General features: G+C 54.1%; 26 protein-coding genes. 15 read left to right on the top strand and 11 right to left on the bottom strand.

The genetic code is table 11. From position 1 onward, the window contains the following. Positions 1-405: 405 nt before the first annotated feature. A complete protein-coding gene (locus JNUCC32_RS21290; protein ID WP_096777045.1) occupies positions 406-1,305 on the top strand; it encodes a helix-turn-helix domain-containing protein in 900 nt (299 codons plus the stop codon). A 229-nt stretch (positions 1,306-1,534) separates the two neighbouring features. Continuing rightward, a complete protein-coding gene (locus tag JNUCC32_RS21285) occupies positions 1,535-1,855 on the top strand; it encodes a hypothetical protein (protein WP_192569765.1) in 321 nt (106 codons plus the stop codon). A gap of 1,291 nt (positions 1,856-3,146) precedes the next feature. On the opposite strand, the gene JNUCC32_RS21280 is transcribed toward JNUCC32_RS21285, so the two are convergent. The 6 genes from JNUCC32_RS21280 to JNUCC32_RS21255 form a co-directional block, all read right to left on the bottom strand. Beyond that, a complete protein-coding gene (locus JNUCC32_RS21280; RefSeq protein WP_036664481.1) occupies positions 3,147-3,989 on the bottom strand; it encodes an undecaprenyl-diphosphate phosphatase in 843 nt (280 codons plus the stop codon). An 80-nt stretch (positions 3,990-4,069) separates the two neighbouring features. Continuing rightward, the gene (locus JNUCC32_RS21275; RefSeq protein WP_009594880.1) at positions 4,070-4,681 is read right to left on the bottom strand and encodes a DedA family protein; all 612 of its coding nucleotides are present in this window, start codon (positions 4,679-4,681) and stop codon (positions 4,070-4,072) included. Positions 4,682-4,724: 43 nt separating this feature from the next. Further along, on the bottom strand, positions 4,725-6,674 hold the full coding sequence (locus JNUCC32_RS21270) for an ABC transporter permease (RefSeq protein WP_192569764.1): 1,950 nt from the start codon (positions 6,672-6,674) through the stop codon (positions 4,725-4,727). Next, on the bottom strand, positions 6,649-7,419 hold the full coding sequence (locus tag JNUCC32_RS21265; RefSeq protein WP_192569763.1) for an ABC transporter ATP-binding protein: 771 nt from the start codon (positions 7,417-7,419) through the stop codon (positions 6,649-6,651). The genes JNUCC32_RS21270 and JNUCC32_RS21265 overlap by 26 nt, the downstream gene beginning before the upstream one ends. 188 nt (positions 7,420-7,607) lie before the next feature. Continuing rightward, positions 7,608-8,615, bottom strand: a complete 1,008-nt coding sequence (locus tag JNUCC32_RS21260) for a HAMP domain-containing histidine kinase (protein ID WP_012818977.1) — start codon at positions 8,613-8,615, stop codon at positions 7,608-7,610. After that, on the bottom strand, positions 8,612-9,313 hold the full coding sequence (locus tag JNUCC32_RS21255) for a response regulator transcription factor (RefSeq protein ID WP_192569762.1): 702 nt from the start codon (positions 9,311-9,313) through the stop codon (positions 8,612-8,614). Before JNUCC32_RS21255 ends, JNUCC32_RS21260 begins: the two co-directional genes overlap by 4 nt. Positions 9,314-9,640: 327 nt before the next feature. On the opposite strand from JNUCC32_RS21255, the gene JNUCC32_RS21250 reads away from it, so the two are divergent. From JNUCC32_RS21250 to JNUCC32_RS21215, 8 genes are all read left to right on the top strand, one after another. Then, positions 9,641-11,347, top strand: a complete 1,707-nt coding sequence (locus JNUCC32_RS21250) for an FAD-dependent oxidoreductase (RefSeq protein ID WP_192569761.1) — start codon at positions 9,641-9,643, stop codon at positions 11,345-11,347. Beyond that, complete coding sequence (locus JNUCC32_RS21245) at positions 11,344-11,682, top strand: 4Fe-4S dicluster domain-containing protein (protein ID WP_012818980.1); 339 nt, start codon at positions 11,344-11,346, stop codon at positions 11,680-11,682. Before JNUCC32_RS21250 ends, JNUCC32_RS21245 begins: the two co-directional genes overlap by 4 nt. Positions 11,683-11,863: 181 nt before the next feature. Beyond that, positions 11,864-12,760 (top strand): ABC transporter permease, encoded by an 897-nt coding sequence (locus tag JNUCC32_RS21240; protein WP_192569760.1) that lies wholly within the window; start codon positions 11,864-11,866, stop codon positions 12,758-12,760. Positions 12,761-12,798: 38 nt separating this feature from the next. Further along, positions 12,799-13,662, top strand: coding sequence for an ABC transporter permease (locus JNUCC32_RS21235; RefSeq protein ID WP_012818982.1), 864 nt, complete (start codon positions 12,799-12,801; stop codon positions 13,660-13,662). A gap of 56 nt (positions 13,663-13,718) precedes the next feature. Then, the gene (locus JNUCC32_RS21230) at positions 13,719-15,338 is read left to right on the top strand and encodes an FAD-dependent oxidoreductase (RefSeq protein ID WP_192569759.1); all 1,620 of its coding nucleotides are present in this window, start codon (positions 13,719-13,721) and stop codon (positions 15,336-15,338) included. Then, positions 15,335-15,667: a 4Fe-4S binding protein gene (locus tag JNUCC32_RS21225; RefSeq protein WP_192569758.1), complete on the top strand. Its 333-nt coding sequence runs from the start codon at positions 15,335-15,337 to the stop codon at positions 15,665-15,667. Before JNUCC32_RS21230 ends, JNUCC32_RS21225 begins: the two co-directional genes overlap by 4 nt. A gap of 187 nt (positions 15,668-15,854) precedes the next feature. Beyond that, positions 15,855-16,868 carry an ABC transporter substrate-binding protein gene (locus tag JNUCC32_RS21220; protein ID WP_192569757.1) on the top strand — a complete coding sequence of 338 codons (1,014 nt, stop codon included), beginning with the start codon at positions 15,855-15,857 and terminating at the stop codon, positions 16,866-16,868. A 96-nt stretch (positions 16,869-16,964) separates the two neighbouring features. Beyond that, complete coding sequence (locus JNUCC32_RS21215; RefSeq protein WP_096777037.1) at positions 16,965-17,597, top strand: nitroreductase family protein; 633 nt, start codon at positions 16,965-16,967, stop codon at positions 17,595-17,597. Here the strand turns inward: JNUCC32_RS21215 and JNUCC32_RS21210 are convergent. Next, positions 17,587-19,080: a sensor histidine kinase gene (locus JNUCC32_RS21210; RefSeq protein ID WP_192569756.1), complete on the bottom strand. Its 1,494-nt coding sequence runs from the start codon at positions 19,078-19,080 to the stop codon at positions 17,587-17,589. The two genes, JNUCC32_RS21215 and JNUCC32_RS21210, sit on opposite strands and share 11 nt — an antisense overlap. Continuing rightward, on the bottom strand, positions 19,077-19,763 hold the full coding sequence (locus tag JNUCC32_RS21205; RefSeq protein ID WP_036664469.1) for a response regulator transcription factor: 687 nt from the start codon (positions 19,761-19,763) through the stop codon (positions 19,077-19,079). The genes JNUCC32_RS21210 and JNUCC32_RS21205 overlap by 4 nt, the downstream gene beginning before the upstream one ends. A gap of 239 nt (positions 19,764-20,002) precedes the next feature. Here JNUCC32_RS21205 and JNUCC32_RS21200 point away from each other — a divergent pair, with 239 nt between their 5' ends. The 4 genes from JNUCC32_RS21200 to JNUCC32_RS21185 all read left to right on the top strand — a co-directional run bounded on the left by JNUCC32_RS21200 (position 20,003) and on the right by JNUCC32_RS21185 (position 23,149). Then, entirely contained in the window at positions 20,003-20,767 is a 765-nt protein-coding gene (locus JNUCC32_RS21200) for a pirin family protein (RefSeq protein WP_192569755.1), read from the top strand. 417 nt (positions 20,768-21,184) lie between these two features. Beyond that, the gene (locus JNUCC32_RS21195) at positions 21,185-21,991 is read left to right on the top strand and encodes a C40 family peptidase (protein WP_012818990.1); all 807 of its coding nucleotides are present in this window, start codon (positions 21,185-21,187) and stop codon (positions 21,989-21,991) included. 189 nt (positions 21,992-22,180) lie between these two features. After that, on the top strand, positions 22,181-22,378 hold the full coding sequence (locus JNUCC32_RS21190) for a YwbE family protein (RefSeq protein WP_036673676.1): 198 nt from the start codon (positions 22,181-22,183) through the stop codon (positions 22,376-22,378). 165 nt (positions 22,379-22,543) lie between these two features. Then, positions 22,544-23,149 carry a hypothetical protein gene (locus JNUCC32_RS21185; protein ID WP_228468797.1) on the top strand — a complete coding sequence of 202 codons (606 nt, stop codon included), beginning with the start codon at positions 22,544-22,546 and terminating at the stop codon, positions 23,147-23,149. Positions 23,150-23,209: 60 nt separating this feature from the next. On the opposite strand, the gene JNUCC32_RS21180 is transcribed toward JNUCC32_RS21185, so the two are convergent. Next, complete coding sequence (locus tag JNUCC32_RS21180; protein ID WP_012818992.1) at positions 23,210-23,572, bottom strand: hypothetical protein; 363 nt, start codon at positions 23,570-23,572, stop codon at positions 23,210-23,212. Between the two features lie 76 nt (positions 23,573-23,648). Then, the gene (locus tag JNUCC32_RS21175; protein WP_192569754.1) at positions 23,649-24,134 is read right to left on the bottom strand and encodes a GAF domain-containing protein; all 486 of its coding nucleotides are present in this window, start codon (positions 24,132-24,134) and stop codon (positions 23,649-23,651) included. A 186-nt stretch (positions 24,135-24,320) separates the two neighbouring features. Here JNUCC32_RS21175 and JNUCC32_RS21170 point away from each other — a divergent pair, with 186 nt between their 5' ends. Then, on the top strand, positions 24,321-24,626 hold the full coding sequence (locus tag JNUCC32_RS21170; protein ID WP_009594879.1) for a hypothetical protein: 306 nt from the start codon (positions 24,321-24,323) through the stop codon (positions 24,624-24,626). 84 nt (positions 24,627-24,710) lie between these two features. On the opposite strand, the gene JNUCC32_RS21165 is transcribed toward JNUCC32_RS21170, so the two are convergent. Further along, entirely contained in the window at positions 24,711-25,727 is a 1,017-nt protein-coding gene (locus JNUCC32_RS21165) for an alpha/beta hydrolase (protein WP_192569753.1), read from the bottom strand. Positions 25,728-25,837: the final 110 nt, after the last annotated feature.

Here is a 25,837-nt window from a genome sequence, read left to right as displayed (position 1 = left end):
TAAGCAGCAGCGCAATCGTCTTTAGGATGACACTTCTGCCTCCGGCCGGAAGCGCCGATGCCTGTGAAGTACGAGGCTATGCCTTTGTTAGAGGCGCAGTCTGGCCCCTTTAGGATATGAAGTCATTCCATCTAGAGGATGGATTGATGGCAGAGAACCTTGCAATTTAAGCCCCTTCGATTTTCGAAATCGAGGGGGCTTTTTTATATGAGAACAATGGGACTTCAAGGGACTTCAAAGGATGAGCGTCCCTGAATCGCAAGCAGAGGGTCTCCGCTATCTCCGCAATTTTCCGGCAAGACCTCCGAGAATATGCGCGGACCAACGGTTTTCTTAAATTGGCAAAAAAGATCAAAAACGCTTTGCTCCCTTTTGGTATCCTTAATAACAAAGGAGGGCCTGACCTTGAGTACCCAGCGTATTATCCAAAAGAGCATCGCGTACATGGAGCAGCATCTGGAGGAGCGGCTGACCCTCGCGGATATTGCATCCTATGCCGGTTTTTCGCCGTATCATTTCCACCGATTGTTTCGGAGGGAGGTCGGCATGAACATCGCGGATTACCTTAGAAAACGAAGGCTCTGTTATGCGGCGCAGCTCCTGCTGCACACCGAGGCTGCGATTATCGATATTTCCCTGCACTGTCACTTCGAGAGCCAGGAGTCGTTTACGAGAGCATTCAAAAAATTGTACGGCATGCCGCCGGGGCGTTACCGCAAAATCTTTGCGGTTCATGCCCATCATTCACATTATCCAAAAGGAGAGGATCACATGCAGCAGCAAGCTCAATCCCCATTAAAAGGCTGGTTCCTAAGCGGAAGCCACCCTCAAGATTATGAGATCGGCGTCGATCGGACCACCGTCCACCAGGGAAGTACCTCGGGTTACTTAAGAGCCCTTACGCCGATGGAGGATGGCGCTTTTGCAACCATGATGCAGCAGTTCAAAGCCGGCAAGTATGCGGGCAAGCGGATGCGCTTCTCCGGATTCGTTAAAACCGATAACGTGAAGGACTATTGCGGACTGTGGATGCGCGTCGACAATCGTGCCGAAGACGTGCTCCAGTTCGATAATATGAACAATCGGCGCATCGTCGGCAGCACGCACTGGAATCACTATGCCATCGTGCTGGACGTGCCTGAAGATAGCGCCACGATCTCGATCGGCGTCCTGCTTATGGGGACAGGCAAGGTGTGGGTGGACAGCTTCCGTTTTGAAGAGGTAGATCTCAGCGTACCGACGACGAACCTAGACGTTCACTATGAGCTGCTTGAGGAGCCCGCCAATTTATCGTTTGAAGAGTGAAGCATGCGGGGATGCGCCGTCTACGGAAATGATTGATCTTGGCTCGTTGCTGGACAGGGGATTCCCCATACAACCATTAGGCAGAAGTCTCTCCATACCGGAGGGCTTCTGTTTGTTGCCTTGGACGATGGCTTGCATCATGATATTCCTGGGGGGATGTTTGACCGCTGGATACTGGCCAGATCGAGAACCATTTAAAGCATGAGTATAGCGAAAAGGAGGGTGTACTATGCAGGTAATAACGCTATGCGGCTCCACCAAGTTTAAAGCGCAATTTCGAGAAGCCGAAGCTTCGCTTACGCTTAGCGGACATATCGTCCTTAGCGTCGGTTTTTTTGAGCAGAGCGACGGAATCGAGATCACAGAGGAGCAGGAGCGCAGGCTCAAAGAGCTGCACTTCCGCAAAATCGATATGTCCGACGAAATCTTTGTGATCGATGTGAACGGGTATATCGGCGAGAGCACGCGGGCCGAGATCGAATACGCCAATGGGCATGGTAAACAGGTGCGGTATTATTCTAAGGAGCGGTTAGGTGCAGCGGCCCTGTAATCGTGCAGGCAGTGCAACCGATATTGCGCACTAGGCCGGTATCTTATAGGCGCTGCAAAAGCGATACAACTTCTGGTTACGCGGTCAGTTTGAAGATTGTTGCACGCTTCATCGGTCTAAGGCGCCAATACATGCCGATATGATGCGTGTGCTGCCTTCGGTCACGGTGCGAGGATCGTGATCTTCTGCAGGAGAATGGATTAATAGTTGATAGGCTATCTAATTAGCTGAGTCGTTGAAATTACCTAACGAAAGAAATGTACGATGAATCATGGACTAACCAAATAACCGGATGAATTGACTCATTATGTATCAGAGTAACTGAATTTATAATCTGGAATATAGAGTAACTGAACTTGTAATCGTGGAGTATTGAAGTAACTGGATCTTAGCTCATCAGGTACAAATAAGGGAAATAAAAATGGAGTATAACCTTAAAGTAACTGAATAATCGATGGTTTGTACTTTAAAGTAACCGTATTTTTGATCATAACGTACCAAAATAGCCGAATATCTCACATTGCGCATCGCTAGCGGACACAGCGGACCTTATTTGATGAGAAATAAGGGGATTCGTAAATGTTTCGGACATGAGATCCGTTATTCTCTGAAAACAGGCGGATATCGAACCGGAATTCGTAACATAACGGATCTGGTGTCCGCTTATATTGAAATTCAGGCGAATTATTGAAAATAGCGGATCTCTGGTCCGGATCAGCCGCATCATGCGCACTGCTCCCTGGCCCACAGTGCGTGGTCCCGGGCATGCTGCTTGGATGTCTGTCGTCTAGCCGTTCGCCTTATACCATCCGTTTTCACTCCTTCGTCGCCAACCCAGCCAAAAACAGTTGAGATACCCGCATCCGTGTCAACAGACTGTTCCGCTATGCCACCGTGGCAAAACCAATCGGCCTGTGCGGCCATGCTGCCGTAGACTAAACCAATCGGCCTGTGCGGTCATGCCGCCGTGGCAAAACCAATCGGCCTGTGCGGTCATGCCACCATGGCAAAACCAATCGGCCTGTGCGGCCATGCTGCCGTAGACTAAACCAAACGGCCTGTGCTGTCATGCCGCCGTAGACTAAACCAATCGGCTCCGGGTCGAAACCACAGCAGGTGTCACGACTAATAACGAGCGTGCAGCAACGCCGATAACAAAAGGCAGGTCAAGATATGAAATCTTGACCTGCCTTTTTTACCCCAAACACAGCTGCTATTATGAAGTGCCGCTCAGCTCGAAGCAGCGGAGCGTCTCCCAAACTCTAATGGTGCTGTAAGGCTGAGCTAATCATTATAGATAAAGCACCAACGCAATAATGGCAGCGAGCACGATCCGATAGATCGCAAACGGCACCAGCTTGATCCGGTTGATCAGCTTCAGGAAGAAGCGGATGGAGATCAAAGCGAAGACGAAAGCCGCCACGAATCCGGCGATGAAGAACGGAAGAGCCTCCAGCGTGAAGTATTCCCAGTTCTTCAGCAGCGACAGGAAGCTGGCCCCGAACATGATCGGCACGGCCATGATGAACGTAAAGTCCGCCGCCGCGCGGTGGCTCATGCCCAGCATAACGCCTCCGGAGATGGTGGAGCCGGAGCGGGAGAAGCCTGGCCAGAGCGACAGACACTGAATCAGCCCGACGCTGAATGCCTGCCTGTACGTAATTTGATCGACAGACACCACTTTCGGCTCTTTTTTCGAGCTGACCTTGTCGGCAACGATCATGAAGATGGCTCCGATCACAAGACCGATCAGCACCGTTTCGGTAGAAAATAAATGCTCGTCAATGAGGTCCTCGAACAAGACGCCCAGAACGCCGGCCGGAATCAAACCGACGATAACCTGGCTGAGTCTCAGTCTGCCCGTACCGGCCGGTACGCCGGCTTCGGGCTTTTTGCGCTTGAGTCCCAAGAGATCCAGGAAGCGGTCCTTGAACACCACGATGACGGCGAGAATGGAGCCGAGCTGAATCACGACCTTGAACGTGTTGGCTACGTATTTCGTCAGAAACTCCTCGGATTTCAGCCACATGTCATCCACGATGATCATATGGCCGGTAGAGGATACAGGAGCGAACTCGGTCAGTCCCTCGACGATTCCCAGAATAATTGCTTTGAGGATGGTTAAAAAATCCATGACCTGCGGTCTCTCCCTTACTTAAAAATGTAAAATGTAATGATATGAATGATGCATGGCATGAAATGCGTGGTTCCAGCTTAAGCCGATTTTCTCCGCTTGCGGAAGAAGAAGAACAGGAATGCGATCACGGCCACGGCTATTACAGCATAAGCGATATTGGAATAGACGTCCATGAAGGCGACGATATTTTCCCATGAATCGCCGACGGCGGCTCCGACGGATACCAGAATGACGTTCCAGATCAAGGTACCGATGGTCGTAAAGAGCAGGAACATGCCGAACTTCATGTTGGACATCCCCGCCGGGATGGAGATCAGGCTCCGGATCAGCGGAATCATGCGGCAGAACAGCACGGTCCAGTAGCCGTATTTATCGAACCAGGCATCCGCCTTGCGGATGTCTTCTTTTTTGACGCGGAGGATATGCCCCCAACGGTCCACGATTTTCTCCAGCCGTTCGACATCGAGCAGGCGTCCGATCCCGTACAGGATGACGGCACCGACCACGGAGCCGATGGTAGCTGCGATAATGACGCCGGGCACCGTCAGTTTCGTGTAGGTTGTCATGAATCCGCCGAAGGTCAGAATGACCTCGGAGGGAATCGGCGGGAACACGTTTTCCAGGGCAATCATCAGCAGGATGCCGACATAGCCGAACTTCTCCATAATGTCCGTAATCCAGTTTTCCAAAAGTTACACCTCTTTCAAAAGATAAGGAGGCCTTTGCCATCCTTTATATAAGGGTCTGCTTCAGCTTGCGCAGATATTGGCTGCGGATGAAGAAAAAGTACAGGACCTGCATCATCAGGAAGCTGATCAGCACGATGCCCATTTCAGCCGCAATGGATAAATAGAAATAGCTTTGCAGCGCGATGAAGGCAAAGATGCTGTGCACGATCGCAAGTCCGATCGGTACAAAAAACAGCAGCGCGAGCTGTCCGGTAACGATCCGCCTGAACTCCCTGTCCGTCATGCCGAGCCGGGATATCGTGGCATAATGCCTGCGGTCAAAATCCAGATCGGCATAGAGGCGGAAGTACAGGAAACTTCCAGCCGCGATAAAAAACACCGTGCCCACAAGCAATGCCGCGAAGAGCAGCATGTTGTACAGGCTGTCCCGAAGGGCGAACAGCGTACCGCTGACCGCCAGCGCAAAGGTCCGGTCCATCTCATAGCGCACGGCACCGCCCGGAGCCAAATGGGGAACGATCCCCTCCGTCTCCGTAAAATCGTCCACGTAGAAGCCGGTGTACCGTTCCTGACGGACCGGATCCGTGACGGCGGCAAAGATGTCGTCGCTGACGACAAGACCGCCGAAACGGGAATCGTCATCCATCTCCGGCAGCAAGTATTCCGGCACGCCGACATGATCTGAATAACCGATTTCACGCAGCCGGATGCCGGAATCCCGAAGCCGGTAAGAAGCGTAATCCCGGTTGCGGGTATAAGCTCTGTCGTTTTGCGAAGCAATGAGGACAAGGGCCTCCTCACCGCTCGGCGGCTGTTCGTCAAACGGCAGTCCCGCCATCACGACGGCCGCCTTATAGTCGGAGAACGCGATCAGCGTCAACGGAATCTCCGATGGACCGGCCTGTGCGGATGCCGGTTCAGCATCCGTATATTTAACGCGAAACGATAGCGTTTCAAACGGTATTTTCCTCGACTCCAGCTCCTGCCGGATTTCGTTCAAATGCTGCTCTTCGGAGGTATCTCCCGTTTTGGCGAGATAACCGATGGCGGCCGGGAAGTCCTCGTTGAACTGCTTCGTGAGCACCGGAATGGAGGCGAATACGCCTACCGAGCAAAAAGACACGGCCAGCACGATCGTCACCATCGAAAACATCTGGGCATGATCCTTCAACCGGTACTGCAGGCTGGATAGCGAGATCAGCTTGGTTCTTCTCCAGGTGAACCGGCGGCTTTCTTTCAGCCTGCGGACGAGAGCAACCCCTAACTGCGAATAAATCAGATAAGTGCCGATCATCGTCATCAAGGTAACCGGGAACATGCGCAGCGCGAGGGTCGATGCGCTTGTCGTGGCTGCCAGGCCGTAGCTGACAAGCAGCAGGACAGCCGCCAATATGGATAACCACGGCGATGTTCTGGGCGCGGTTTTCGGCCGCTGTCCGGACTGGAATAAGTCGATGAGCGCTTTGGGCCGCAGCAGCCAGGACGTGCACAGCGAGATGATGAGGAACAGCAGCGCGTAACTGGCGATCGTCAGCCCGAGCGCTCGCAGACTCAGCCGGAACGGCAGGGGCGGGACTCCGAGAAAGGCCGAGCCTGCCATCAGGAACAGCTTGCCTGTAATGATGCCGAACAGGATGCCCGTGGCGATCGCGCTTACGCCGATGATCATATTTTCAAGAAACACCATCTTGTTAAACTGGCGGTCCGTCATGCCGTGCATGAACAGAATGCCGAACTCGCGCTTGCGGGTCTTCAAGAAAGCCCCGACGGAATACAGCACGAAGAAAAACGAGAATACGTACATAATCAGCTCAGCGCCAACCATCGCCTGGATCACGACCGGATAGAACACCTCGTCCGTGATGGAAGGGTGAAACAGGAACAGCGCGCACACAAAGAAAATCATGACGGAGAAAGCGCTGCTTAAGAAATAGGCCGCGTAGGTCCGCTTGTTCCTCAGGACATTCCTAAAAGCGAATTGTCGAAAGGTCATGACTTCCTCCTCCCAGCAGCGCCAGCATGTCGATGATTTTCTGGAAAAAGGCTTGGCGGTTGTCACCGCAATACATTTCATTATATAGTTGACCGTCCTTGATGAACAAGACGCGGTCACAGTAGCTGGCTGCCACCGGATCGTGAGTGACCATGAGAATCGTTGCGGAAGCTTCTTTGCTCGAAGCGGAAAGCGTCTGCATCACTTCTTTGGAGGCTCTGGAGTCCAGGTTCCCCGTCGGCTCGTCAGCCAAAATCAGGGAGGGCTCCTGAATGAGCGCCCTCGCGATGGCGGTGCGCTGCATCTGCCCGCCGGAAATCTCATAGGTGTGCTTGTGCAGAATGGACCCGATCCCGAGCCGGTCTGCGATCCGGTTCAGCCGGATGCCCATTTCGTCCAGCGGCATGCCCTCCAGCGTCAGCGGCAGGACGATGTTTTCCTCAACGGTCAGCGTATCCAGCAGATTGAAATGCTGGAAGACGAAGCCCAGCTCCCTGCGCCGAAACAGAGCCGTATCGCTCCTACCGAGCAGATGGGGATTGCGTCCGCCTATGATCACTTCCCCGGCCGTGGGCTGATCAATGGTCGCAATCAGATTGAGGAGCGTCGTTTTTCCGCTGCCGGAAGGTCCCATAATACCGACGAATTCGCCTTTGGAGACGTTGAAGTGAATATTGTTCAGCGCTTGGAACGCCACTTTGCCCTCATAGATTTTGGATAGATGCTTGACGCTCAGGATGGGCATATCTTCACTCCTCTATAACGATGTTATCATTGTAAAAGATTCGTTTGCGTCCATGCCATATTCGTAACTTACAGTTACCTTACAACCTTGTAAGGTTTCTTTTGCCCGCGTAAGCAGATCGGGAATAAGCCGCAGCGGACTTAATTAAATAGCTTGCACTGCCGAACCCTGCCATCTGCCGGTGGAATTCATTGTGCGATATGGCCCGCAGCATCCGCAAAAATGATGCGGACCGTCGTTCCTTCATCGACCTTGGATTCGATTTCGAAGGCATGTCCAAGCTTGTCGCATATTTGTTTGACCAGAAACAGGCCCATGCCTGTCGATTCCTGGAATCGGCGCCCGTTCTCTCCGGTGAAATAAGGATCGAACACCCGCGGGAGATCGCTTTGGGGAATGCCGATGCCTTCGTCCCTTATCTCAAGCACGACTTGATTCTCCCGGGTGTAGCCGTTGAAAAAGAGGGTGCCTTGTTCCTTCAGCGTATATCGAACCGCGTTGGTCAGCAGCTGCGTCAGCACAAAAGAGAGCCATTTCTCGTCCGTGGCCACCGTTAATCCGGAATCGATCCGGATGGACGGGTACATTCTACGCCGGATAAACAGCCGCTTTTGCTCGGACGTGACATTTCGGACGATTCGTTGAAGCGGCAGGTTTTCCACATGGAAATCGCGCTCGAACGTATCGAGCCTGGCGGTATACAGCACGAGATCGAGCCCTTTTTTGAGGCGGTCCAGCTCGTCGCCGATCGCGGCAAAACGGGGGTCGTCATCATCCTGGAGAATCAGGTGAATGACCGAAATCGGCGTTTTCATCTGGTGGGCCCATTGGTTGATGAACTGCAGATGGCCTTCAATTTTATGCTTATAGTTATGCAGATCCGTGGTGTAATGCCGGAACTGGGTTTTCAGCAGCTGATGAAGCGCTTCGGCGAGCGGGGTGTGGGAGGATTCTGCCGAGGATTCGCCGGTGAGGGATTCTCCCGGAAGCGGCTGCTCCAACCGTTTATAGAAGGAACGGTTGGCAATGAAACGGAAGGCGAGATAGCCGACGAGCAGCAGCAAGCTGATGATGCCCGCGTACAGGCTGACCGTCAAATTGCGATAACCGTCCAGCCTATAGATCAGGGTAACGACAAGAAGCTGGGCGATGTAGACAATCATTAAGGGACGCTGTTCTTGCAAAAATAGTCTCATGCTTCGTCCCTCCAGCTCGGTACCAGTCGGTAGCCGCGCCCGCGCACGGTTTGAAGGCCATCCTCGATTCCGAGGGCGGCGAGTTTCTTACGGACGCGGGTGATGTACACATTCAGCGTATTATCGTCCACAAAGGCCTGATCATCCCATATTTTCTCCAGAAGCCGGTCCCTGCTGACGATCTGCTTGGGCTTCTTCATTAACTCGTCCAATATTTTGGCTTCGGTATGGCTGAGCTCCGCTTGGGTCGGTCCGAGCGAAACGGAGAGACGCTCAACGTCAAGCGTGAGTCCGGCGATGCTGAGGACCCGCTCATTCTGACCGGCAGCATAGGACCCGTAGGCCCGCCGGAGCTGGCTCTTGATTTTGGCCATGACGATCTCGTAGTCAAAGGGTTTGGTTATATAATCATCGGCACCGTTCTCCAGCGCCATCACCTGATCCATTTTCCCGTCGCGGGCCGAGATGAAGATGATCGGGCAGGTGGAGAGGCTGCGGAACTGCCGGCACCAATAATAGCCGTCGAATTTAGGCAGATTGATATCCAGAAGCACAAGATGAGGGTCATACGATTCAAATTGATCGCGCACCGTCTCGAAATCATGAACGGACTGCGTCGCATAACCGAATTTATGAAGATATTCTTTCAGCAGGCCGACCAGCCCGGCATCGTCTTCGACAATGAAAATTTTGAACATATCGATCATAGTCCCTTCATTTGACATTCTCGTACCGTCTGTATTGTACCAAATTGTCAGGATATAAGGAAAAATTGCGTGAGCGAAGACAGCGGGGCTTAGGAAAGCTCGGGAGCGAATGTCTCGCTTTGTTAAGCGATCCCTCCGAAAAATAATCTTGACGCTTGTGCCATCAGCTGATAATATACTTGATAATTCCAATCGAATAACTATGATAAATAAATTTGAATCGACCAGTCTGCTGGAGATCATGAGCATCCTTCATGATCTCCTTTTTGTCGTACGGACCTCGATTTACTATCAACCAAGGAGCGGGGGGATCAACGATTGCGTGCACAGGATGAATTGAAACTGACGGCGGATGTCCTCGTCATTGGCGGCGGTCCAGCAGGGGCTTGGGCAGCCTGGAGCGCGGCGTCCCAAGGTGCCAAAGTCATATTGGCCGATAAAGGGTTTCTGGGCTCCAGCGGGGCAACGGCACCCGGAGGAACCAATCTGCTATATTTGCCCCCTGACCATAAGCTGCGCGATGAAGCCGTGGCCCAGCGGATGAAGGAGGGCGGTTATTTATCGGAACCGGATTGGATCCATCGCGTGCTGGATCAGGTATACATCAACCTGGAACGCGTGGAGGCATGGGGATACCCGTTTCGCCGCGATGAGAACGGGGTCCCCATGCGAGACCATTTGCAGGGCCCGGAATATATGAAGCTGATGCGAAGCGCGGTCAACCGGGCGGGTGTACGGATCATGGATCAGTCCCCGGCGCTCGAGCTGCTTGCCGACGAGCATGGGGTCGGAGGAGCACGAGGCATATGCAGGCAGAAGAACAAGAATTGGGAGGTACGGGCACAGTCGGTTGTCATAGCTACCGGCGGCTGCGCCTTTCTGAGCAAGGGCCTTGGCTGCAACGTGCTCACAGGCGAAGGACTGCTCATGGCGGCGGAGCTTGGCGCCGAGCTATCCGGTATGGAATTCAGCCGCCAATATGCGCCGAGCGCGGCGTTTGGCACGGTGACCCGGGGGCGGCTTCTCAACTGGGCGACGTATTATGACGAAGACGGGAATACGCTGTACAGCCCCGGAGGGCCCAGGCCGCATGATTTTCTGCCGACGATGCTCCGCAAAGGACCGGTATATGCCATGCTGAATCATGCCGACACGGAAGAGAAACGGCGCATTTTAAGGCAATCGCACGCCATCTTCTTTGTTCCGTATGATCGGGCGGGAATCGATCCCTTTAAGGAGCGTTTTCCCTTGACCCTCCGCTATGAAGGGACGGTCCGCGGAACCGGAGGCATCCGGATCACCGGCGAAGATTGCGCGACGACGGTACCGGGTCTGTACGCCGCCGGCGATGCCGCAACCCGGGAGCGGGTGACCGGTGCCAAGTCGGGCGGAGGGGCTTTTAATGCCTCTTGGGCGATTTGCTCGGGAACGTGGGCTGGCGAATCGGCGGCGAAGCATGCGCTGAGTACGCGTTCTTCTGCGGACGGCCGTCGCCTGCAAGGTGCGGGGCGGGCCGGAATGTCCCATCCATCCGCAGCACATGGGCAGGGAATGGATGCATCCGGCCTGATTCAATCGGTACAGCGGGAGGTGTTTCCGCTGGATATCAATTATTTTCGCAGCGAACCGGTCCTGCAGCAATCGCTCGAACGGCTGAACGGGCTATGGCCGGAAGTGTACGCTAAGGTAACCGGGGGTTCGCGCGAGCGGATCAAGGCAAGGGAAGCGGCGGCCATGGCGGCAACGGCAAGATGGATGTATGCGGCTGCGCTGACCCGGCGGGAAACCAGAGGGATGCATACCCTTCTGGAATACCCGGATCCGAATCCGGACCAGCAGCATCGTCTGACCGTAAGGGGGATCGATCATATCCAGGTATATCCTGAGGGGCGGCCGCCCCGGCAGGCAAGCCGAGGTACGATGGACGCTTGCCGACACTATGGTGGTTCAAGAAATAGGAGCAGTGAAGCCGTGGGGGCTGCTGCCTGGATCGCGGCAGCGGCCGGGGAGGTGGAAGGCTCATGATCGAGGTTGTCAGTCAGCAGCGGTGCATCGAGTGCGGCCTGTGCGTCAAGGTCTGTCCGACCAATGTATTCGACCGGACGGAGACGGGGCTTCCGGTCATTGCCCGTCAGGAGGATTGCCAGACCTGCTTTATATGCGAGGCTTATTGTCCTGCCGATGCTCTGTATGTTTCTCCCTTTGCGGATATGGAGCAGAAGGTGACGGAAGAAGAACTGATCGCGGTAGGGATCATCGGAAGCTGGAGGGAGACGGTCGGCTGGGGACGCGGGCGGACCCGGCTGGCCGAGATCGACGAGACCCCGTTCATCGATCGGATTCTCCCCCGGCGAAGTTAAAGCAGGAACTAAACCAATAGCATTCATACTGTCAACCATTCTAATGGAGACATTCCTTCGGTATTTCGAAGAATGTCTCCTTTTGTATTCGAGGAGAGAGGTGCGCTTATGAAACGGGTTTGGCTGATGTTCAGGTTAGATGATGAAAGATTTGCGTTTCCCGAGCCGGAGCGTGATCGCAATGAGTGACCATGCACGATTGTACCGGCACGACCCTCCGGCTCCGGTCCACGGCAGCGAGTCGCTGGTACCGGAGCCCGCCGCCGGGCAGCGGCAGAGGCTCTCCCCGGGCGAAGCAGGTGCCGGGATATGGAGGAAGTCGCTGGGCACCTTGGCTGCGGGCGCGGTTCTTCCCGTGTCGCTGCTGGTTTTATGGCAGGTGCTCGGCGACCTTGGTTACATCTCGGAGCTGCTCTTCCCGACGCCGCTTCGCATTGCGGAGGCTTTTGTCCACTTGGCGGGCTCGGGTGACCTTGGCGGTCATGTGCGGATCAGTTTGGTTCGTGCCGCGGCGGGTTTCGCCCTTGGAGGGGCTCTAGGCCTAGCCTTCGGTATTCTGGTCGGGGTATTCCGCATATCCGAGCGGGTGCTCGATCCATCCATTCAGATGGTCCGCATGATTCCGCATTTAGCGGTTGCGCCGCTGTTCGTGCTTTGGTTCGGAATCGGGGAGTCGTCCAAAATACTGCTGATCGCCAAAGGGGCTTTCTTTCCGCTCTATATCCAAACCTATCTGGGCATCCGCGGCGTGGATAACAAATGGTTCGAAGTAACAAGGGTTCTGGGTTTCACGCGTATCCAGCAAATCTTCAAGCTGGTCATTCCGTCCTCCCTGCCGCATATCTTCCTCGGGATCCGGCTGTCCCTCGGGCTGGCCTGGCTCGGGCTGGTCGTTGCCGAGATCATGGGCTCCACGTCCGGCATCGGCTATTTGATGACGGATGCCAGACAGTTCAGCAAAACCGCAACCGTGTTCGTGTGCATCGTCCTGTTTGCCGTCATCGGCAAAGCAGCAGACGCCGCGGTTAGGCTGATGGAGCGCAGGCTGCTGAAATGGAACGACAGCTATGAGGGCTAAAGCACGGCTTCTGATTCCAAGAGAGAGGAGGAGACACGATGAATAACGCGAACGAACTTGCGCTGCCTGCGGCGGGGCAGCCACCCGCTGTATCGCAGCCGCCCAATCCTGCTGCCGCGCGTTCCAATCGCCGGCGTGCATCCTTACTACGGGCCATTGCGCTCGGATCGGCCCTTCCGGTTCTGGTGCTGGCCATATGGCAGCTGGCAGGCAATCTTGGCTGGATCGATGCGTTCTTCCTGCCGACGCCGGCGGCGATTTTCGAATCCCTCTGGAATCTGATCGCCTCGGGCAAGATGGCGACCCATCTGGGCATAAGCATCGGCCGCGCCGCTGCGGGCTTCGCCCTGGGAGGCAGCCTGGGCTTGATATTCGGCCTGCTGACGGGCTTCTCGCGCAAGTCGGAAATATTCCTGGATCCGACGGTGCAGATGCTGCGGATGATCCCGCATTTGGCGATCGCCCCGCTTATTATTTTGTGGTTCGGATTCGGAGAAACGTCGAAGGTGCTGATCATTGCGAAGGGAGCTTTTTTTCCGCTGTACGTCAATACGTTTCTCGGCATCCGGAGCGTCGACAAAAAGCTGTTCGAGGTATCGAGGGTGCTGCAGTACAGCCGGGTTCAGCAGATCATCAAGCTGATCATCCCGTCTTCGCTGCCTAACCTGTTAATGGGACTCCGCTTATCGTTGGCGGTATCCTGGCTCGGGCTCGTCGTTGCGGAGCTGATCGGTTCGCAGTCGGGGGTCGGGTTTCTCATCAATCTTGCCAAGCAATCCTCGTTAACGGAGCAAATTTTTGTGGGTGTATTGGTTTTTGCCGTCGTCGGCATGATGGTGGATCTGTTCGTCCGTTCTCTGGAACGCCGCTTGCTGAAGTGGCGGGATAGCTACAAGGGATGATCCGGCTTCGTGAATGAGAGAACAGAGGGACAATGATGATTAGGAGGGGAACATGCATGAGTTCACGTATTCAAGGCAGCACGCTTCAGTTGGAAACGGATGTGCTGGTCATTGGCGGTGGCCCGGCCGGAGCCTGGGCGGCTTTAACGGCCGCGGCGAAAGGCAGCAATGTCGTGCTGGCGGATAAGGGCTTCTGTGGATCAAGCGGGGCAACGGCGCCGTCGGGCACGGGCGTATGGTACGTGGAGCCTGAAGGGCGGCAGCGCCAGGAAGCGAAGATGAGCCGGTATTTTATGGGCGGACGCTTAGCCGAGAATGAGTGGATGGATCGGGTCCTGGATCAAACCTACGAGAATATGAACCGCCTTGGCGGCTGGGGGTATTCGTTCCCGGTCGATCCGGATGGCGGCATATTCCGGCGCGGCTTGCAGGGACCGGAGTATATGCGTCTCATGCGCAAGCTGGTGAAAAGAGCCGGCGTCAAAATACTCGACCACAGCCCTGCGCTGGAACTTCTGGCGGATGAACACGGAGTGGGGGGCGCCGCTGGCGTAAGCACGCAGGGCGGCGATCCCTGGAGAGTCACGGCGGGTGCCGTAGTCATCGCAACCGGCGGCTGCGCCTTTCTGAGCAAAGCGCTGGGATGCAACGTGTTGACCGGTGACGGCTATCTGATGGCGGCCGAGGCCGGGGCCGAAATGTCGGGCATGGAGTTCTCCAACGCCTACGCCATATCGCCAACGTTCTCCTCGGTGACCAAAACGGCGTATTACCGTTATGCAAGCTTTTACTACGAGGACGGCACGGTGGTAGAGGGAGCGGGCTCGACCAAAGGACGTTCCGTCATTGCCAAAAAACTGCTGGAGAACCGACAGGTATATGCCCGATTGGATCAGGCGCCCGCCGATCTGCAGCCGCTGCTCCGGGTGGGGCAGACGAATTTTTTCCTGCCGTTTGACCGCATGGGCATCGACCCGTTCAAGGATATGTTCCCGGTCACGCTTCGGCTCGAAGGGACGGTGCGCGGGACCGGTGGCATTCATATCGTGGACGAAACGTGCGCCACGAAGGTCCCCGGCTTGTATGCCGCCGGAGACGCCGCAACGCGGGAGCTGATCTGCGGCGGATTCACCGGAGGCGGCAGCCACAATGCCGCCTGGGCGATGTCTTCCGGCAGCTTTGCGGGCGAAGGCGCGGCGGACTATGCCAAATCGCTGGGACGGCATGCCGCTAGACGCGAGGTGCACGGATTGTCTTCGGCTCCGCTCGTGTCATCCGGTACCTACGGATCGCTGCAGGAAAAGCCGCCGATTGCCGCGGAGGAATACATTCGGGCGGTGCAGGAAGAGGTCATGCCTTATGACCGGAACCTGTTCCGTACGGATGAGGGACTTCGGGATTCGTTGCAACGGCTCGACGGCGTATGGAAATCGATCCGGCAGGAACCCATCCATCTTGATTATCAGGCGGTGAAGAAACGCGAGGCAGCGGCCATGGCTGCAACGGCCCGCTGGATGTACCGCTCGGCGCAGGCCAGGACGGAAACGCGGGGAATGCATAAACGGGTTGATTATCCGGAACTGGACGAGACGCAGCATTACCGCCTGATTACATCCGGGTTGGATGAAATCAGCGTCCGGGCGCAGCGCGTGAGCGAGGAGGCGGTTTCCCTTTGATTGAGCTGATCAGCGATGCCAGATGCGTGCAGTGCAATCTGTGCGTCTCCGTATGTCCGACCAACGTATTTGATAAAGTCGATAACGATGTGCCTGTCATTGCGCGCCAGAACGATTGCCAAACCTGTTTTATGTGCGAGCTCTATTGTCCGGCGGACGCGATGTACGTCGCGCCTCATCCGGACCGGCTCAGAGGGCTAAGCGAGGCGGAGCTGGAGCAGGCCGAGCTGTTGGGGGGCTACCGCGAGAAGGTGGGATGGGGACCCGGCCGAACGTCCATATCCAGCCATGCGTTTCTGGCTCAGCTCGCGAAGCGTTCTGTTCCTTGATCGTCAGTCTCCCCCCTTTTTCAGGCAGCTCCACTCTTCCCGTCTGCATGGGAAGCACGATCTGCGGGCTCATTGATGCCAGGGTTTGCCGGGGATTCCATGAAGCCCCGTAAGAAGCAAGAGGCGTAAGAAGCGAAAGCGAGGCAATGTCATATCGAGATGGGATCTGTGAGGGGAGAGAAATCGAATGGAGAATCGAAACGTTAAAAAACACAAGCGAAAGCGATACGCGATTTTATTGACGCTGGTGGCGGCGGCGCTTGCTTTTTCACAGGGCTGCGGGACCAAAGATCAAATAACGGAAGCATCAAGCTCCGGCGTGCCGAAGACGCTCAATTACGGATATATAGGAACCAATGCCCTGAATGTGCCTGGAGGCGCCGAGGGCTGGGGGTTCCATAAGGGCATTATTCAGGAAGAGCTCAAGAAGCACGGGATTGAAACGGTAAACCTGACCGCCTTTCCGAACGGTCCGGATTTGAGCGAATCGCTGATCAGCGGTCGCCTGGACTTTGGCAGTTTGGGCGATACGCCGGCCATCCTGTCACGCTCAACGGGAGCGAAGACCAAGGTGATTACCCAAGGCTCGACCGACAGCATCGGGTACCTCGTGGCGAAGAAGGGTGGCCCGGCTTCCCTGGAAGAGTTAAAGGGAAAAACGGTAGCCACTCAAAAAGGTTCCTTCCACCACCGATACTTGGCCGGTCTTTTGAAGAAAGAGGGGCTGGCTGAGGATGTGAAGGTCATCCACCTGCTTCGCGTGGATGCGGAGGCTGCCCTGGCCCGCGGGGAAATCGACGCGATGACCAATACCGGCGTCTATACGCTCAAACAAATCGATGAAGGCTATACGCTGCTGGACGATGCCACCAAGCATCCCGAGCTGTATGGGACCAGCGTAACCGTAGTGTCGGAGGATTATCTGGCGAAATATCCGGATTTCGCCAAGGCGTGGAATGACGCCCGTTCCAAGGCGCTAGAGGATTTAAAGCAGCATGAGGAAGAGTACTATGCGTTTCTGGCCGAATTGCAGAGCACGAAGGTGGAGTACGTGAAGAAGGTTAGCCCGATCGAGCTGATCAAAGAGGTTCCTTTTACCGAACAAGGGCTGCAGCTGCTGGAAGGAACGAAGGCCTTTCTGATCGAAGAGAAGCTGGCGGAAACCGATTTTGCATTGGACGATTGGCTGATCAAGCCTTAAACCAAGCCTTAAACCAAGCCTTAGACCAAGCCTTAAACCAAGCCTTAGACCAAGCCGTATTACAATAACCCGCAAAGGGTAAGGAGAGATGATCGTATGACCAGACCTGATCCAACCGTAATCGTATCAGCCCTGTCGAAGAAGACGGTGGCGGAACAAACGCGCCGTCCCGAATATCCGGTGCATGCCCACTTTGTGAATCGATGGTCTTCGAGGGCCTTTGACTCCCGTCCGGTCGAAGCGGATGTGCTGTATACTGTCTTGGAGGCGGCCCGGTGGGCACCCTCCTCGGGCAACGGGCAGCCGTGGCGGTTTATCGTTGCCCGAACAGAGGAGGAGCGGGAGCGATTCCGGTCTTTTATCCGTCCCGGAAACCGCGTGTGGAGCGATCGTGCGCCGGCGCTTGTCCTCCTCGTTTCCTACACGCTGAATGCCAATGGGGAACCGAGCGGCAGCCACGCGTTTGATGCGGGGGCTGCTTGGGGAACAATCGCTTCGCAGGCTGCTTTGCTTGGGCTGAATACCCGCGCGATTGGCGGCTTCGACCATGAGCTTGCCCGCGAAGCCCTGCATATTCCGGAAGAATATGATCTGCATGCGGTCATAACGCTTGGATACCACGGGGATAAATCGGCGCTGCCGGAGACGCTGCAGGAACGGGAGGTCCCTACGGACCGACGATCCTTGAATGAACTGGTGCATGAAGGAGTATTTCAGGCTAAGGAATGATGCCCGGCCACTCTGCACGAAAAACCGTTCCTTGGTTAACCGTGCTGTCCACGCTCATTTGGCCGCCATGCGCGTTCATGATGGACTGGGTGATGGACAGTCCAAGACCTGCACCGCCGTGCTGCCGGGTCCGGGATTCATCGATGCGGTAGAACCGCTCGAACAGATGGGGCAGATGCTCCTTCGAAATCCCGGCTCCATTGTCGCTGACCAGCAGTACGGCATGGTCCTTGGTTTTATCCACCGCAACGGTAATCCGCCCTGTGTCGGAATCAGTATGCTGTACCGCATTATGAAACAGGTTGTAGATGACCTGCTTGATCTTGTCGGAGTCACACCGGCACAGCACGGCTGCCGCTTGAATCGTTACGTTTCTGCCTTGAGCGAGCATCCTGAGATGAGGCTCCATCTCAAGCAGCAGCCGATCCAGCCGGGTATCCTGCAGATGAAGCTCCGGCTTACGGTCAAGTTTGGCCAACAGAAGCAAATCCTCGACCAATTTCTTCATGCGCTTCGATTCGCCGTGCATGCTGGACAGTGCTGCATGGAGCTGCTCCTTGTTGTCGGCGGCGCCGCGGCCGAGCACCTCCAGAAAGCCGTGAATCGAAGTAAGCGGCGTGCGCAGCTCATGGGAAGCATCGGCAATAAACCTCCGCATCTGCTCTTTCGCCTCGCGTTCCGCTTCAAACGCTCCCTCAAGCCTTTTCAGCATGCCGTTAAACGATTGGGCCAAACGGTCAATCTCCTGCTGACCCTGCATGGCCGGAAATCGCTCCGCCAAGTTTCCGGCATCCGTTCGTTCCACTGTTTCGACCATTCGGCTCAGCGGGTTAAGCGTCCTGCGCAGCAATGGCAGGTACAATGCGATCCCGCCAGCCATGGCAAGCAAAGCCAGCACGGCAAATATCAGCAGCTGCCGCAGCAGAACGGCATGGAGCGGCTGCGTATCCATTCCAAGCTGCAGTATACCGGAAGGGCTGTTAGGGCTGCCGTAAGGGCGAAAGACAACGATCTGCTCGGTGCCTTGGGCATCGTCAGTCACTTCGTACGGAACGGGCATACGCTCTTTGAATTGCTCCAGAATCGAGGTATAAGCCTCTGCTGCCAGCTGCGGAGCGGACAGACCGTTGTCACTGGCCAGGTCGGTGTAGCTTCCGTTCGTTGCGATCTTGGCAAGCGACATATTCGGCAGAAAGAGCAAAGGTCTATTCTCCTGGCGGGGCATGCCCGCATGGGCGTCGTTATTCGGAACAGAAGGCCGGTTATGTTGCACGCGATCAGGCTCCCACATCTCCACGGGGATAGAGCGGACCTGAAGCGAAAGCGCCTCGGCCTGATTGCGGAACAGGGCGTTTTTCATCAATACATATTGCAGCGCCCCGATCAGCACGAGCAGAAGCGCCAAGACGAGAAGGGAACGCGACAGGAGCTGCGTGCGCAGAGACGTTGGCCGAGATGCGCGTATGCGGTTTCGGAAACTCATGGCAAATCCACCCGGTAGCCGGCTCCGCGAAGCGTGCGAATGACCCGATGCTCCTTGTCTCCGAGCTTCTCTCGCAGGGATCGGATATAGACCTCCACGATGTTATCCTCTCCCCCAAAATCATAATCCCACACAATATTCAATATGTTCGATTTGCTCAGAACGCTGCCGTGTTTGGTCACAAGCAGTTTGAGCAATTTATATTCCGTAGGGGAAAGCTCCAAGGCTTCCCCCAGGTATGAAATTTCTTTCTTGCGGTCATCGATGGTGAATGGCCCGAGCCGGATTTCGCCCAGCAGGCTCGGGAACTGATTGCGGAGCCGAGCTTGAATGCGGGCCAGCAGCTCTTCGAAACTGAAGGGTTTGGCCATGTAGTCGTCCGCTCCGGTCATAAGGCCCGTTACACGGTCATCGATCTCATCCTTCGCGGTAAGCATAATGACCGCAACATCCCTGCCTTCCTCCTTCAAGCGTCTGCACACCGCAAGACCGTCCATTCCCGGCATCATCACATCCAGAACGATGACATGCGGCTCGAAGCTGGCTGCTTCCCTTAACGCACATTCCCCATCGGAGGCCGTGCGCACCTCAAACCCTTCATTTTGGAGACCAAGCTCCAGAAATTGCAGTATGTGCGGCTCGTCATCCACAAGCAAAACGCGAATACGATGCATGGATCCCATGACACAAAACTCCTCTTCTTTCATTCCTTCAACTTTATCATACGTGCCGTAGCTGAATGAAATCTGAACGCGAACTGAAAATAAACTGAAAAATGATTCGCAAATATGCATTCTCAAATCAGGGAATTAAAGGATGTTGATATCTGTTCGGTTATCGTTGATACTATCTTAAAGCCAAGATAATCAATGCAGCACCTGTTCAAGATCCATCATGGATGGGTGAAAGGAGGAGACTGGACATGATAGGAAATGTATATCCACCCGAGAATCAGGGCAAGGGCTCACTCGATGGAGGAAGGATAACGGAGTTGAAGCCGATCGGTTTCTCCGGAGAAGGGTCAGCCGTGACCCGGGTAGGGCCGCTTTTCTATTGGTCCTGGTTTCGTTCGCCCGTCGAAGGCTATATTGCGTCTCATCCCCATCAGGGTTTTGAAATCGTGACTTATATGATTCAGGGAAAGTGCGACCATGAGGATTCGCATGGTACGCACAGCATAATAGGGCCAGGAGGCCTGCAATTGATGAGGGCCGGTTCCGGACTTACGCATGAGGAACTTCTGACCGGGCCGGATGCAGAAGGATTCCAAATTTGGTTTGAGCCGTATCTTCGCGATTCATTGAAGCAAAACCCTGCCTGTCGTCAGTATCGTCCGGACTCCTATCCGGTAACCCGTATCCAGGGGGGATTGGTCAAAACGATGATCGGCGGTTCCGCGCCAACCGATCTGTCCGTGGACGTGAGGATGCTGGATATTCAAATTCTGGCCGGGCACGAAGCACGATATGAACTGAAAACCGGCAGGCGTGCGGCTGCGCTTGCCGTAAGGGGAGCCGGCAGCTTTAGCACGGAAGAGGATAGCCTCCTGTTTCAACATCGGGACTTTATGGTAATCGATACGGTGCTCGGTGAGACGATAAGCCTTAAGGCGCAAGAGAATGTCAGGGTCATCCTGATTGACGTACCGGAAAACCCTGGATATCCGCTCTATTCCAAGCGGCCATAGGGTCAAAAGTTTACAATATTGTAGTGGAATGAAATTTAGAAGGTACGATAAACTAGAGTCTGTCAGATGGGGTATCCGTCTGTACAGGCTTTTTTTAAAAAGCGTGGCAGGGAACCAAAGGTCATCTTTCATGCAGCAATTGCAAGGAAAAATACATATATATGGTAAGCAGAAAGACCCAACAAAGAAATCCGGACTTCTTTAGGCCGGACCGATTGGGTTATTTTGGTATGTTTTTTTTCTATAATAATCTATTTATACTAAATTCAAGTATAATAAGAGACTAAAGTCCTCCTCTTTACCAATAGTTGGCATGTGTTTTTGTGAGGATGGTAGCATGCGTCCCGAGACACAGCCTGTCTATAATGATTGCGGGATCACGAAAATGACATTTTCGTCATTCCACAATCAAACGAGATGGGGGAGATCGTTATTTTCTCGAAAAAAAGATTTAAACAATTGATGGCCGGAGCGCTGTTATCAGCAGCGGTTCTTGGTTCTTACGGATATGGGTCTGTGAATGAAGTGTCTGCTGCCAGCGTGCAGTCTGTAACCAAAGGTGTAGCAAGCTCGAATGTGTACATGCGCAATAAGCCTTCGACTTCGGGTAAAGTCGTTGACCGCGTGCATAAGGGTGAGCGCGTTCAAATTCTGGGCAAGAGCTCAAGCTGGTATAAGATCAAGACTTCGGACGGCAAGCAAGGATATGCTTCGTCTAAATATATTAACCAAAGCAGCGGATCTTCTAACACTTCCGGCAATTCGGGAAGCACGGCGCCTTCTGCGAGCGCAAGCGTTGAAAAAGTAATCAGTGCAGGCATGAAGTATCTGGGCACGCCGTACGAATTCGGTTCTAACCGCAATTCAACGAGCACCTTTGACTGCTCGGCATTTGTCCGCCGCGCATTCATGGACGGTGCTAACATTACGCTGCCAAGCGATTCCCGGAAGCAAGGGCAGTACGTCAAAGATAAAGGAACGGCTGTATACAACGTCAATCAATTAAAGCGCGGGGATCTGGTATTCTTCATGAGTTACCGAGGTTCATCGGCATCCGCTTATGCCGGATTGGACAAGTCCAAACAGCGGATTACGCACGTAGCGATCTATCTGGGAGACAACAAGCTGCTGCATACGTACTCGAAACAATCGGGCGGCGTCCTCGTAGGTAACTTCGGCGATTCTTGGAAACACCGCTTCATGCACGGCGGAAGCGTACTATAAAACATCGTTCCATGGATAAGATTCATCCATGGTTAGAATAAAAACAGAAGGACTGTCCGGTTGGGAGATCTGAACGATCTTTGACGGGCAGTCCTTTGTGTTATGCGATTTGCATTTCGCTCTCGATTTCAGTAAGGTGGACAGTAGGAACGGGACAACAGCATGAAGATAGGAACAGGAGGGACGATGATGAACGGTGGACAGCGTTCCAATATCAAACCGGGGCTTGAGGTTGATATCGTACTGAAGCAGGACCAGAGAACGGGCAAATTAACCCGCGGCGTGGTCAAAGATATTTTGACCAATTCGCCCAACCATCCGCACGGCATTAAAGTACGTCTTCAGGACGGCCAAGTGGGACGGGTAAAGAACATTTACGAGACATAACATTCGATGCAGTCCGAGACTGCGGCCATAGGCTGCGGGATATAGCAAACCAAAAGCCGCATCCAAAACTTCGCAAATCTGAGGAGTTTTGGATGCGGCTTTTTTGCATTTCTATGCAACATTGCTCCCAATCCATCCGTCTGGAGGTTGAGGTGAACAAAAAAGATGAGAAGATACCTTTATATGGGGTTTATCTTGATGTTGATGTTAACGGGCTGCGCGAAGCAGGAGATGCAGGGGGCAGATCCGACTGGACCTTCATTGAATAAAGCTGCCAGGGGAAATCAGGCGGAAATTACCGACGGGGACTTCGTGTATCGACTCGTTAGCGAGAAAGAAGAGTATGAACAGGGAGATCAAGTTCAAGTATACGGGGAGCTGGAGTATATCGGCGAAGAGGATGAGATTACGATCGGCCATGCGGCCTCCGCTTTTTATTTCCCGATGAAAGAGCTCACAAGAGACTACAACATCAGTTATGCCATGAACGAGCCCTATATTACAACCAAGCTGAAAAAGGGCGAGCCGCTGCGCGAATATTACAAAATCGGCGGTGGATACGACAGCAGGGACGACAAGACATTCAAAGATTTCATCCGCTCGCTGAAGGATGGTTTTCCGGGCGGGCGCTACGTCGTCTACGGATCCGCGGATTTCGTGATTGATTCCATGTCGCAGGGCGCGAGTCAGAGCGGTTCGAACGGGGAAGAGCCAAAGCGCTATAAGATACAAGCCGAGATCGAATTCAGCGTAAACGAAGAGAAGGAATAAAGCAATAGAGGGGGTAACCCGCAGATTCTAGGAACCTGCGGGTTACCCCTTTTAGCATGCTTATTGGAAGCCTTGGCCCTGATGTGTGTTAGGAAAACCTTGTTGGCCGTATGAAGGCTGAATATGCTGTGTTTGGTTGTGGGCTTGTACGGAATACTCCACTTGTTTAACGATCTGGGAGATTTGCTGATACTGCTGCATCGCCTGTTGATGGCCTTGAAGGGCCGTTTGGATCATCTGCGCCGCTTGACGCTCACGCTGAGCGAGTTCCTCGAGTCGGGCCGCATTTTGCTGCTCTTGCTGCATCAGCTGCTGGTACATAGCCGAGCCCTGCTGCGTTTGCTGGGTCAGCTGCTGAAGAATTTGCTCGCACTGACGAATTTGCTGCGAAATTTGCGAGTTGTTGTTATTCATTGGATACATGGTTGTGTATTCCTCCTAAGAATTGTGGTTTCAATCCTTGGTTAGTGTACGGAAGAATACGTCAAATCATCCTGAATTATAATGTGAGCTGGCCTTCCAATATATGGACGAATTCCTCCAAAAAGGCTTGATCCTCTTGATCGAAACGGTTCTTGAGCGGACTGTCGATATCCAGAACGCCATATAATGCGCCATCCACCATCATGGGCACCACAATCTCGCTGTTCGAAGCCGCATCGCAGGCAATGTGCCCCGGGAACTCATGTACATCGGCTACAAGCAGTGTCTGCTGTTTAGCCGCAGCGGTTCCGCAAACTCCGCGATTCATCGGAATCCGGATGCAAGCGGGCAGTCCTTGGAATGGCCCGAGCACCAGCTCTTTGCCATCATAAAGATAGAAGCCGACCCAATTCGTATCGGACAGGAACTGATTGAGCAGCGCAGATGCATTGGACAAGTTGGCAATGGCATTCGGCTCGTCGTGGATAAGTGCTTTCAACTGATTCAGGACCTGGGCGTATTGCTCGCTCCTAGTGCCTTCATAGGGTGTGTTTTGAAACATTGGATATCCGCCCTTCCTTCATTTGCGTTGATTCATTCACCTTAGTATAAGTATATGATATTCGTCAAGGGACAAGCCATGGGAAGAAAGGCTCCGGCGAATCCGGCTGATTCCTGACCATGTCGCAGGGGTAATGTATGACATGACCAGGTATCAATTCAATCAGGTGGAGGGAGAGAAGATCGAATGCGCGCAGACGTTCAAAATTTGTTTATCGGTATTCATATGCTCTATCACGCCCATGAGCGGGACCTTACGATCAGCGAGATGCAGCCCGAGCTGGAGCGTCATGGATATAAGGTCGGCGACCGGGAGGTTAAGCATGAACTCGAACGCTTGACCGAGGAGAACTTCCTAACGGCGCACGGTGAGGGGTACAGCCTCACGGGAGCCGGGATCGAGGAGTTCAAGGAAATCCAGATCAGGCTTAAGGAGCTTTGCGATGAAGTGCTTAAACCGGTGAACCCGAAAAAGGCCGATTCCATGGCGTAGGGCAGATAACAGCATAACAATTGAAAAAAGCCCCCGACTCACGCAGATCCAGCGTGCAGTGCGGGGGCTTTTTGAGCCGCCGTCCTATACTGTCTCAAGGGATCCGTCCAGCTCCAGTTGGAAGGTGCTTTGGGCTGGCGCTGCTTCCGGCTGCGCTGCACGGGCAGCTTCCGGCAGCGGTGCCTGGACGGGTTGATCTATATGTTCACGAAGGAAAGAGTGCACGCCTTCCCGATATTGCTCGGGATCCACATGATAAGCGTTCGCATGGATAGCGCCTTCGATAAGAAGAAGTTTTTTCGGGTCTGGTTTGGCTTCGTACATCTCGATGCTCATTCGGGTAGGCACGTAATTATCCTTGGTGCCATGGATGAACATAACCGGAAGCGTGCTGTTCCGAACAGCACGGATCGGGCTGACCTGATCGAGGCTGAACCCGGCTTTACGCCGAATTCTGGCGTTCACCCAGGACAGGAACGGCACGGAAGGGATTTTGTTGATGCGCGTGAGCTGATGCCGCATTAAATCCGTCAAATCGGAATACGGGCAATCCGCGATGACAAGCTTGACCTGCGGATCAGCGATGGATAAATACTCCAGCACGGTTCCGCCTCCCAGCGATTGTCCATGAAGCCCGATCGCCACATCCTCGCCGTATTTGCGGGTAATCCAGCGCACCCACGCTTGCACGTCGTGTTTCTCATAATAACCGTAGGTGGTATAGCGTCCTTCGCTTCGTCCATGCCGGCGCTGATCGATCAGGAGCACGTTGTACCCCTCTTCCGTAAACAAATCAATGAATTGGGTGGATACGGCTCGCGAACCGGTATAGCCGTGGGCAAGAAGCATCCAGTGCTTGGAGCCGGGATTGTTTAGAATGGCTGCGCCGCACAGCTTCAACCCGTCAAAGCTCTTGATCGCCACTTCGTTCTTTTGAAGCGATTCATATTTCTCTCTGCTGTACAGTCCGGCTTTTTCCAGCACCGTGAACAGCTTGAGGTCATTCTTTACGCGCATCCGCGTAATCTGCAGATATCCGATTTGCGTAATGGCAGCGGCAATGACAACGACGGTGAACAGCAAGACAATCGCGATATACATACTCAGATGACTTCCTCCTTATTCCGCACTGTACAAGGGAGCCGTGACAAGCATATTGACGGAAGCCTCCCGAATCCATCAATATATATACATCCAGCTCTAAGATGTTG

This window comes from Paenibacillus sp. JNUCC32 (assembly GCF_014863545.1).
GTDB classification, from domain to species: domain Bacteria; phylum Bacillota; class Bacilli; order Paenibacillales; family Paenibacillaceae; genus Paenibacillus_AQ; species Paenibacillus_AQ lautus_A.
The sequence above is the reverse complement of the archived record's forward strand: the minus strand, read 5'-3'. Positions and strand labels throughout refer to the sequence as shown.